At 58.9% G+C, this 9,741-nt stretch carries 7 protein-coding genes and 2 pseudogenes; 3 read left to right on the top strand and 6 right to left on the bottom strand.

The genetic code is table 11. The annotated features are described in order from the left end of the window. Positions 1-93 precede the first annotated feature (93 nt). The gene (locus tag MAXJ12_RS35575; protein ID WP_280113348.1) at positions 94-966 is read left to right on the top strand and encodes an Effector protein NopP; all 873 of its coding nucleotides are present in this window, start codon (positions 94-96) and stop codon (positions 964-966) included. 485 nt (positions 967-1,451) lie between these two features. After that, a pseudogene (locus MAXJ12_RS39075) lies at positions 1,452-1,646 on the top strand (glycine oxidase); the annotation flags it as partial. 33 nt (positions 1,647-1,679) lie between these two features. Here MAXJ12_RS39075 and hemN read toward each other — a convergent pair. The 3 genes and pseudogenes from hemN to MAXJ12_RS23035 all read right to left on the bottom strand — a co-directional run bounded on the left by hemN (position 1,680) and on the right by MAXJ12_RS23035 (position 4,311). Further along, positions 1,680-3,014, bottom strand: coding sequence for an oxygen-independent coproporphyrinogen III oxidase (hemN, locus tag MAXJ12_RS23045; RefSeq protein ID WP_008838438.1), 1,335 nt, complete (start codon positions 3,012-3,014; stop codon positions 1,680-1,682). A 222-nt stretch (positions 3,015-3,236) separates the two neighbouring features. Further along, entirely contained in the window at positions 3,237-3,671 is a 435-nt protein-coding gene (locus tag MAXJ12_RS23040; RefSeq protein ID WP_008838437.1) for a DoxX family protein, read from the bottom strand. 36 nt (positions 3,672-3,707) lie between these two features. Then, positions 3,708-4,311, bottom strand: a pseudogene (locus MAXJ12_RS23035) (FMN-dependent NADH-azoreductase). 108 nt (positions 4,312-4,419) lie between these two features. Between MAXJ12_RS23035 and MAXJ12_RS23030 the strand changes: the two are divergent. Continuing rightward, entirely contained in the window at positions 4,420-5,325 is a 906-nt protein-coding gene (locus MAXJ12_RS23030) for a LysR family transcriptional regulator (RefSeq protein WP_085984038.1), read from the top strand. A gap of 333 nt (positions 5,326-5,658) precedes the next feature. Here MAXJ12_RS23030 and MAXJ12_RS23025 read toward each other — a convergent pair whose 3' ends face one another. From MAXJ12_RS23025 to MAXJ12_RS23015, 3 genes are all read right to left on the bottom strand, one after another. Further along, a complete protein-coding gene (locus MAXJ12_RS23025; protein WP_040587524.1) occupies positions 5,659-6,207 on the bottom strand; it encodes a tetratricopeptide repeat protein in 549 nt (182 codons plus the stop codon). 16 nt (positions 6,208-6,223) lie between these two features. Further along, positions 6,224-8,338: a type III secretion system export apparatus subunit SctV gene (gene sctV, locus MAXJ12_RS23020; protein ID WP_040587526.1), complete on the bottom strand. Its 2,115-nt coding sequence runs from the start codon at positions 8,336-8,338 to the stop codon at positions 6,224-6,226. A gap of 571 nt (positions 8,339-8,909) precedes the next feature. Continuing rightward, positions 8,910-9,741, bottom strand: an 832-nt coding sequence (locus MAXJ12_RS23015) for a SctD/MshK family protein (RefSeq protein ID WP_040587522.1), incomplete at its 5' end; no start/stop codon positions are given.

Below are 9,741 nucleotides of genomic sequence, written 5' to 3'. Positions count from 1 at the left end.
CCAATAAATTCAGTACCTTGCCGTTTATGGACGGGCACTAGCTAAGCTAGGCCTGCTGCGCCTAGCCAGCCTGAACCCAATGGAAACACAGGAGTGCGAATCATCATGTATGGTCGAATTGGTGGCTCGTCCGATGTCCACTACACGCGCAGTGGCGAAGTTGACGAAACGAATCAGTCGGGAGCCGCTGGGCAAACGGATGCAGGAAGCCAAAGGTTCGCAAACATGTTTGCCCGGATGCATTTAGCCGGAGGAGATTCCACCGGCAGCTCATCTTCGGCGGCAACACCGGCGTATTCCCTCCGCTCCAGACCTCCAGTGGTGGAGATCGACAGGTCTTCTTTCAGGAGGGAAGTGAAGCATTTTCATGGCGATGAAATCACGCACATCGCCGATAATCCACAAGAGTATTCGGATTTCGTATCCGCAAGAGCCAGGCGCACCGCGGATGTTGCTGAGCAATACGGCACGACTCGAGATACGGAGCACGCACGGTATTTCAGCTACCAATTAGGAAACCAGAGTGCCGGACTGCTGAGAACGGAAGGCGGGTTCAGCATGACTGAGTTCGAATCCGAAAATTGGCGGGAACGATTTCCTGGTCGAACTGAGATCACCTCCACCGTGGATCTGCAGGTTGTTCATCCGCTTGTCGAGAACGCAGGCGATATTCTGCTGGAGCATCAACTTCGGATGGATGGCGAACGACCGTTGCTGAATTGGCGTCCGGCTAATCCAGAAGCACAAGCCCGCGCAGCGATGATGGGGTTCGCTGAATTGGACGATTGCAATATGGTACTTGACCCTACCCAGCATCCCGAAAAGTGGACGAAAAACAGTGCCGGTGAATGGCAGCGTGCAAACAAACCTCCACTCTATCTCAGCAAAACTGAGGACAGCGAAAGCAGTGATACCGAGAGCGCACCAAGTTCCCCCCGGTACTCGTCCGAGGATGATTTCATGTGACCGGACTCTCGTGGGAGATAGTCGCGACGGTGCGGGCCGCTTCTGACTATGTGCGGTGTCCATGGTAATGCGCGGTGGGCGAAAGGCTCGTCGGAAACTGTAGTGCGCGCAACGAGCAGCATCCATTCGGCGCAGCCTCAGGCGGAGCAGCTATCGCCTGAGGCTGCCCAAGGGTTTCCCTATAGAACTGCGTAGCGTCGATCGGTTTCTGATGCCGGAGTCGGTGAACGCGTTGACGCGTCTTCGCCAAAGGCCCAGATCGAGCCAATCGTATCGAGACTTGCAAGCTGAGCGACGCCGAGTCGCTCGGCTACTTGACCGACGTGCTCGCCAGTCAATCCGCCACCTGAACAGCCAGATCGACAACCCCCTGCCCTGGGCGAGCCTACATTACCAAGCAGGATTTCAAGGCTGTGGCCTGAGGACGACGCTCTGATATCAGCAGCCAAGATTTGGGCCGCAGGTTGGTCGCCCGATCGGCGGCGGCTGAGGTTGACCGTTTCGCCAGCCGCACCTGTCGGGGTGTCGATGGAGACGAAATCGCGCTGCTCGAGCCCGACCTCGCCGGCCGCTTCCGCCGCGTTTGCTTTTCCGCGGCGTGGCGATCTCGACCCTCGTCAGGCAATGGTGGCGCTACATGACAGGCTGCCGCCATCGGTGTCAAATTCCGCTTCGGCGTCGCTCGGCCTCTGCTTGTGCTGAATTCGCCGTGCTTATGGGGCCACTCGGTCGAGAAAAGCATCGAAAGCGGCAGCAACAGCGCGAATGACAAAGCGATGCTCTTGCCGCGCGCGGATGAAACCCTTTTCGATGTCCACTATCCCGTCCTCGGCCAGCATTGCCAAGCCTTCAGCCGAATCGATAAAACGGATCGGATCAAAACCGTGGGCGGCACAGATTGCCGGCACATCGGCCTCCAAATCGCACATCAGCCGCTCGATGATTGCGGCTCGCGCGCGGTCTTCGTCGGTGAGACGGTAACCCTTTGACGTCGCCAGACGGCCAGCTGCGATGTGCCGGCTGTAGCAATCCCGTGTTACCTCGTTCTGGACGTAACCCCCGCCGACACGCCCGATGGCCGACGCGCCGAAACCGATCAGGGTTTTGGAGGTGTCGGCCGAGTAGCCCAGCGAGTTACGCCGCAGGCGCCCGGCAGTCTGCGCCAGCGAGAGGTCGTCGTCTGGCAAGGCGAAATGGTCGAGCCCGATCTCTCGGTAGCCGGCGACAACCAGCGTCTCGGCCACGGCCGCAGCCTGTTGGGCGCGGGCAGCGCTGTCCGGCAGCGCTGTCTCCTCGATCAAGCGCTGATTCTTTATAACGGACGGAATGTGCGCGTAGCTGAACACCGCAAGCCGGTTGGGGCGCATGGCGGTGGCCGCCGTCACGGTATTGACACAGGACTGCACCGTTTGATGCGGGAGACCGAAGATGAGGTCGAAGTTGATGCTGCTTACCCCATGCCGGCGCAGCATTTCGACGGCAGCCTCCGTTTGGGCCTCACTCTGGACCCGGTTGATCGCTTTTTGAACAATGGGATCGAAGGTCTGCACGCCGAGGCTCGCGCGGTTCACGCCGGCAGCCGCTAGCGTTTCGGCCATCTCGGCCGTGAACGTGCGCGGATCAATCTCGACGGCGATCGTAGCTGTTTTCCTGAACGCGTATCGGCGGCGCAGGAATCCCATCAGAGCGAGGAACTCAGCGGATCCGATGAGGGTCGGTGTTCCGCCGCCGAAATGCACGTCGCTCACGGGCAGCTCCTGCGGCGCTTGCTTCGAGACCAGCTGGATCTCGTCGCGCAGCAGCGCCAGATAATTGAGGATCGGCGCATCATGGCGGGTGATGGTGGTGGGGAAGCCGCAATACCAGCACATCGATCGGCAGAATGGAACGTGCAGATAGAGCGACACCGGATCGTCAGCCGGTAGGTCCCTGAGCCATTCCTCATAAGTCTCGGCACCGATTGTGGCGGAGAACTCCGGCACCGTCGGATAGATGGTGTACCAAGGCAGACGGGCCTCGCGATATTTTGTCAGGATTGAGGTCTGCAACAGTTACCGTCCCATGCTGATAATTTCACCCTTGCTGCTGCGTTCTCCTGTGTCTTTGCGCTATGTCAGTCCGTTCCGCTATCGCCGCGAAACTTGTATTCGCCAATGTCAGGCTTACGCGGGCGGCGTTGCTCTAACCGCCGATCAGTCTTGGCTGGATGGCGATGGCATGAATACCAAATTGGTCACCTGCGATTGCAATGCGGCAGATTTCGTTGATCGTCACATGCGCGGCAGGATCGGTGCTCTTTTGCGGCGGCCCCAAAGGATGAAGCTCACGAAGGCAAGCAGGATAAAGTTGAGTGGCAGGGCTGCGAATTCGCCGCGCGTGGAATGGAAGATTATGGCGGAGATTTGCAGCAGGGCGCAGCCAAGCGCCGCAAGTATGGTCAGGCGCGGCTGAATGCGAGTGAGAGCGGGCAAGAGGATGCCGATCCCGCCTGCCGCGTCGATGAGACCGGTAAAGCGCAACAGCCCCGGATATTCCACGGGCCACGGAGTCTGCCACATCGCGGCCAGGGCCTCGGCGGGCATGAAGAGCTTTTGGAGACCGAACAGGATGAAGGCGGCGAAAATCAGCACCTGGGCGGTCCAGAGGCTGATCCGCAGGAACTTGCCCGCCTGTGGGTTGGCGGAGGGAGAGGCGAAGCCTTGCATGGGAACTCCTGATAATACGAGAATTTGGGGGCGGCGTCAGGCGGCAATCCGGGCGATCTGCGTCCGCGCGGCAGTAACGGCATTCGCGGCGCCATCAGGACCGCGGTTCACACCTTCGATACGGATCACCTCAACATCCGTGATGCCGATGAAGCCAAGCACCGCTTTCAGGTAAGGCGTGGCATGATCGAGCGCTGCCGCCGGGCCTTCGGAATAGACCCCGCCCGAGGCCAGCACAATGTAGGCCTTCTTGCCTTTGGCCAGGCCCTCGGGGCCGGTGGCAGTGTATCTGAAGGTCTTGCCCGCCCGGCCGATATGGTCGATCCAGGATTTCAGGTTCGAGGTTGAAATTGATGAAGGCGGTGCCGATTACCAGCGTATCCGCTGCCAGAAGTTCGGCCACCAACTCGTCCGACAGGCCGATTGCGGCGCTTTCCGCAGCGTTCAGGGCCTCCGCCGATTTGTGGATACCGGTGGCGAAGCCACCTTCCATATGCGGGAGCGGGTTGGCGGCGAGATCGCGGTGGACAAGCTTACCTGCCGGGGCCGGCGTGCACAGACGCTCGGCAAGTTCGACCGCAATCTGGGTCGACAATGAGCGCGGGCGCGGACTGGAAGTCAGGAGCAGGATGGAAGCCATGGGCATTTCCTTTGGCGAGCGATGGATCATCGCCGGGAAATAGCCCTCGATATCGATCGAAAAAAGCTGGATAATATCGAAGATAATGATCCACTAAATGGATACATCATGCAGCCGAACCCGACCCTCGATCAGCTCCAGGTTTTCCTTGCCGTGACCGAAAGCGGCAGTTTCTCAGGCGCGGCGCGGGCGCTGAATCGCGCGCAATCCGTGGTCAGCTATGCGATTGCCAATCTGGAGGAACAGTTGGGCCTCGCGCTTTTCGACCGGACGGTCACAAAGCGGCCGCAACTGACCCCGGCGGGGAAAACCGTGCTGGAAGATGCGCGGCGGTTGCTTGGCGATCTTGACGTCATGCGCGCGCGGGTGCGGGCGCTGAATGAAGGTCTGGAAGGAGAGTTGAGCGTCGCTATCAGCAGCATCATGCCATCGGGCATCGTCGTCGAGGCGCTGAGCGCCTTTCGCAGCCATTTTCCGACCGTATCGCTGAACGTGACGGTTGGCACGCTGGGGACCGTTGTCGATGCGGTCATTTCGGGGAAGGCCGTGATCGGCTTTGGCGGCATGATGGCGGATAGCCCCGACCAGATCCGGTTCGAGCGGATTGGTCATACCGCAATGGTTCCCGTCGCCGCACCGGATCATCCGCTGGCAAAGCTGGGTCGCCCCCTATCGCCGGCCGATGTGCGCGACGAGACACAACTTATTGTCTATGACGCCTCGGGCCTCACACGGGGGCGCAATTTCAACGTATTCTCGCTCAAGACTTGGCGGGTCAGCGACAATGCGACCAAGCATCTTTTCATCCGCGGCAGCCTTGGCTGGGGCGGGCTTCCAGTGTCACTGGTGCAGGAGGATATCGCCAGCGGGCGCCTTGTCGCGCTGCATTTCCCGGCTTTCAACCAGCCGGAATACCCCATCTACGCTATCGGCAATGTCGCCACTCCGCCCGGACCCGCAGCGCGGTGGTTATCGGTAGAGGTGCGGGCAAAATTCGCCGAAGGGGCCGCTTAGCAAAGGATTTCGCCCCTCCCGCAACGACCGACGCTGCCGTTCCTTTGTTGTTGTTTGCCGCATACGCGTTTAGCAGTGTGCTGAATCTTGGCCCACCGGTCCTGACGCACTGGACGAGGCGCGTGTCGACCGCACCATTGCGGGCACATCGCGGTCTCATCATTGCTGCACCGCTCCGTCTGTCGGCCTTTTTCGATTTCGTGGTCCTTATGGACTTCGGATGGTGCAGATCAAATGCCACTCTCATCGTCAGCAATGCAAACCTGCTGTGTTTGCTTCTTATAGGTCTAATGGCCGTCGTCGCAGCTCGCGCACAGCGTTCCCGCTATGCCTCTATCGCGATTGTGCCAACGCATTCCGTTCGGGCTTCCGGTCAAACGCAAGCGACAGGTTGAGATTGTGGTGCAACATCTGATTCCCAGGCTCTGATTCGAGAGCTTGCCGATACAGCGCTTGTGCCGCGTCATGCCGCCCCTCAACATCCAAGACAACCCCCTTCGCATTCAATGCACGCAAATTACCTGGGACCGCAACTAAGACGTTGTCGAGTACCTGAAGCGCCTCATGCGGGCGTTCCTGCGCCAACAAGGCCTTCGCAAGATGGATCGCCGCATCGACATTGTCAGGATGCTGCTTCAGTTCATCCCGCAAAGCCCGCTCTTGAGAATCCTGACCGACTGCCCGCAAAATGCGTTCGCGCATGGCCGGATCGATGTGATTGGCGCCGAGCAACTCTGGGGGCGACGTCTCCTTCACTGAAAGAACTGGCTTATCCCAGCTAGCGCAACCGCCGAGAGGCAGAATGGCGAGTACTGCGAAGAGAACTGTGTTAAGACGAAATGAAAGTAACGGCGCTGCGCCTGTATTCTCATGTGAATTCATGCTTGGTTCTCACCTATCAACGAGTGCTTTGGGTATCGGTTGGCGGCAACGCGGATATTGCGAGATTGCCCTGACGTTCCGCTATTGGTCCAGGCGGAAGCTTGACGGATCCGGCGGGCTGAATCGTGAAGTCGGAGGCGAGGTCCTGATAAGACAGCACAGCAAGATCGATCCCGTTTCGGGTAAGAAAACCGCGGACGAAGCGTCGAACATCCATTGAAGTTAATACGACAGGGCGGGTCTGACCCGGTGCTGTGCTGGAAAGGATCTGGCGCATCTGTGACAGCAGCGCTTCGCTTTGCCGATCCTCCAGTACGAGGTAGGGGCCTGCAGCCGAATCCCGAGCCGCACTGCGCACCACATCCTCAGTCTCACGTTCGATGATCAAGGCGGGCACGATACTGTGTCCGTTGGCATAGCGGTGACAGATCTGCCGCTTCATACCAGAACGAACGTATTCAGTGAGCAGGGCGACGTTTTGCTCACGTTCGCTCCATTCGGCCAATGCCTCCAAGACGAGGCGGGCATTGCGGATCGGGATGCCTTCATCCAGCAGACGGCGCAGCACATCGGCAATCCGAGGGATCGGCGTCGTGCGCAGCACCTCCTTCACCAGATCAGCATATTCCTGCTCCATTAGGCCCAGCAATTGGCGGGTCTCTTGGATGCCGACCAAGCGCGGTGCATAGCGGGTCAACGTCGCATGGATACGCAACGCGAGGAGTTCGCTGGGACGGTGATGCCCGATGCCGGCGGCCTTGAGAGCCGGTGCATGGTTTTGTTCGACCCAGATCCTGTCCGTTTCTGGGTCATGTCGAAAGGGGATGCCGCTCGATTCAATGTCCGCCAGATCGTCTTTGAGCGTTAGCTGTGTCGGATTAATCAAACCCTGTTCGACTGGCACGCCCTCTACATCTATCCTGAATTGCGACTCGGGCAGCTGCTGGTCGACCGCGACAGGGATACGGGGAACGATAATGCCGAGATCGGCTGAGACTAGTTGCGAAACGCGTGCGATGTGCTGTTGCAATTCGACTTGGTCGATCGCATGCATAAGGGTCGGCGCAAGGAAGAAGGCGATCGGACATGCCTGCGCAGGCACGGTTTGGTTTTGAGGGTCCACTGGAGTTGCAGTGGTGGCATCGACATTGCCGGCGCCCAGGATTTTACCTTTGACAAGGCTTGCCGTGGCGAAGACTGCTGCCAAGATCAGAAAGACGGGCAGAGGGAAACCGGGAACGAACCCCATCGCAACCAAGACGCAGGCCGCCAACCGCAATGCTCGCTTACTGGCCGTGAGTTGATTGACTATGTCGGTGCCAAGGTTGAGGCTCGCAGCCCCAGTTACACGAGTGACGATGGTAGCCGCGGTAATTGAGAGCAGCAGGGCCGGAATTTGCGAGATTAGCGCATCACCTATCGTCAGCAGAGTATAGTGATGCAGGACCTCGCCGAAGGACATGCCCTTCGAGAGCAGGCCGATCGAAATCCCACCCAGCATGTTGATGCAGATAACCACCAGCCCGGCGATGGCGTCGCCCTTCACAAATTTCATGGCGCCATCCATCGCGCCATAAAGTTGGCTCTCCTTCTCCAATGCGGCGCGCCGCGTGCGAGATTCATTGGCATCGATGTGTCCGTTCCGTAACTCTGCGTCGACCGCCATTTGCTTGCCCGGCAGAGCGTCGAGCGTGAAGCGCGCCGCCACTTCTGCTACGCGTTCGGCACCCTTCGCGAGGACCATGAATTGCACCATGGTCACGACCAGAAATATGACAATACCTACGACGATGTTGCCTGAGATTACGAAATCACCAAACGTGTGGATGATGCTGCCTGCCTCCCCCTCGGCCAGGATCAGTCGCGTCGTTGCGATGGTGAGCGCCAGACGGAATACCGTGGAAATCAAAATGACGCCGGGCAAAGAGGAAAAATCAAGTGGCGTGCTGATGTACAGGGCAACCATCAGCAGCAGTATGGCCAATCCCATATTGAAACCGATCAGCGCATCGATCACCATGATCGGTATTGGGATGACCATCATAGCTATGGCCAGAAGCAGCATCAACGCGACCATTAGGTCCGGGTTGGCCGGCGCGCGCTCGATGAAGTTACGCAGGACGTTGGCCATGGAGGCCCCTTTGGGATCGAGTGAGAATTGCTCTGCTGCCATGCAGCTTTCGAAGACCCACCAGCTCATGGCTACGCTTGAGACTGAGAGGCAGGTGCGAAGACGGCTGGCCATGGGGTCTATCCAGTCTGTCCAGGACCGTCAGGGCCTCACCACCGAAACCATCTGAGATGGGCGCATAGGCGAGAAGCCGCAGCAATTGAACATCCCGAAAACTTTCGTGGGCAGCGACCCGCAACAGGGGCAAGTTTCGTGCGCTCTGCCCACGCCCAAGGTGGACGTAGGAACTGGCGCAGAGGAAATCGCACTCCTGCTCGGGGATCAGCACGACATCACCGGTTTCCGAAGCGTTCGTCGGTCATATTGAAGCGTTGCGCTCGATCCGGCTCCACCATCGGCTAGCCTTTGATCAAGCTGGTTCCGGTTCTGCCGGAGCAGGACCACCCGCCGTAACTCGTTCCGCAGGACGACAATGCCTCCACGTACCGTCGAACGATAGCGCGCGCGACAGGATAGGTGGGCAGATTGACCATGGAGCTCTCCATACTATGGCCTGCGAACCTGGAAACTTTTAATAAGGGAGAGCAGCGAGGCGGCCATCTCGGCTCAGCAGCACGCGGCCGTCCTCGATCCGATCGACCGTCCATCCATCATCTAAAAGGGCGCCGACGAAATACTTCTCGCCATCGATGACAACATACGGCGAGGACCCACGCCAAACCGCTTCAACCGCGATTGCGGACGGCGCCTTCTCCTCTTTGATGACCACTCCATTGACCAGTGTTAGAGCGCCCTCCGTGCGATGATCGAACCACTGCTGCGCCTTCTGCCAACTGGTGGCCGATGAAGACGCGACGGTGCCCTCAGCGGTCACAACACCTTTTGCGGAGCCGATCTTAATATTGAGCAGGCCCGCCTTATCGACTTCCTCTTGCAGCTCTTTGGCCGCTACCACCGCAGCCTGATCGTCAGCGCGGTTATTGCTCGGCTTGGACTCACGTTCGGGACTAGGTGAATTGGCGCTCAATGCACCAGCGTTGCCGTAGTAGGAGAAAATGGCCGACAGCGCGCCGATCCCGAGAGAGCCGAGCAGCAGGAAGGCTAATACAGGTATAGAGAGACGTGGTGTGCCGATCGAACCAGCTGGCGCTGCACCCTGTACCGACCAGAGAATGGACATCGCGCCTACATGTATGGCGACTGGAAGAGGAACAACAACGCGCTCGCCTGCGGCAATATTGCCGTTGCCCTCCACGCCGAAGCCGGTTGTAAGGGCCTCGACCTCGATCGAATTGCCAAGAAGAGTGATACGAAGATGATGCGGCGCGAGTCCTTGCTCCACGAAAATTATATCGGCATCGAGGCCACTACCGATTACGCTCGTTTCTAGAGCAGCCTTACCG

It is taken from the genome of Mesorhizobium alhagi CCNWXJ12-2 (genome assembly GCF_000236565.1).
In the GTDB taxonomy this organism is placed as follows: Bacteria; Pseudomonadota; Alphaproteobacteria; order Rhizobiales; family Rhizobiaceae; genus Allomesorhizobium; species Allomesorhizobium alhagi.
This window is presented reverse-complemented; position numbering and strand designations above follow the sequence as displayed.

Coding starts and splice junctions, on each gene's coding strand:
- MAXJ12_RS23040 (WP_008838437.1), bottom strand. CDS start 3,671: ATGCAAGGCTTCGCCTCTCCCTCCGCCAACCCACAGGCGGGCAAGTTC.
- sctV (WP_040587526.1), bottom strand. CDS start 8,338: ATGGCCAACGTCCTGCGTAACTTCATCGAGCGCGCGCCGGCCAACCCG.
- MAXJ12_RS23025 (WP_040587524.1), bottom strand. CDS start 6,207: ATGAATTCACATGAGAATACAGGCGCAGCGCCGTTACTTTCATTTCGT.
- MAXJ12_RS23030 (WP_085984038.1), top strand. CDS start 4,420: ATGCAGCCGAACCCGACCCTCGATCAGCTCCAGGTTTTCCTTGCCGTG.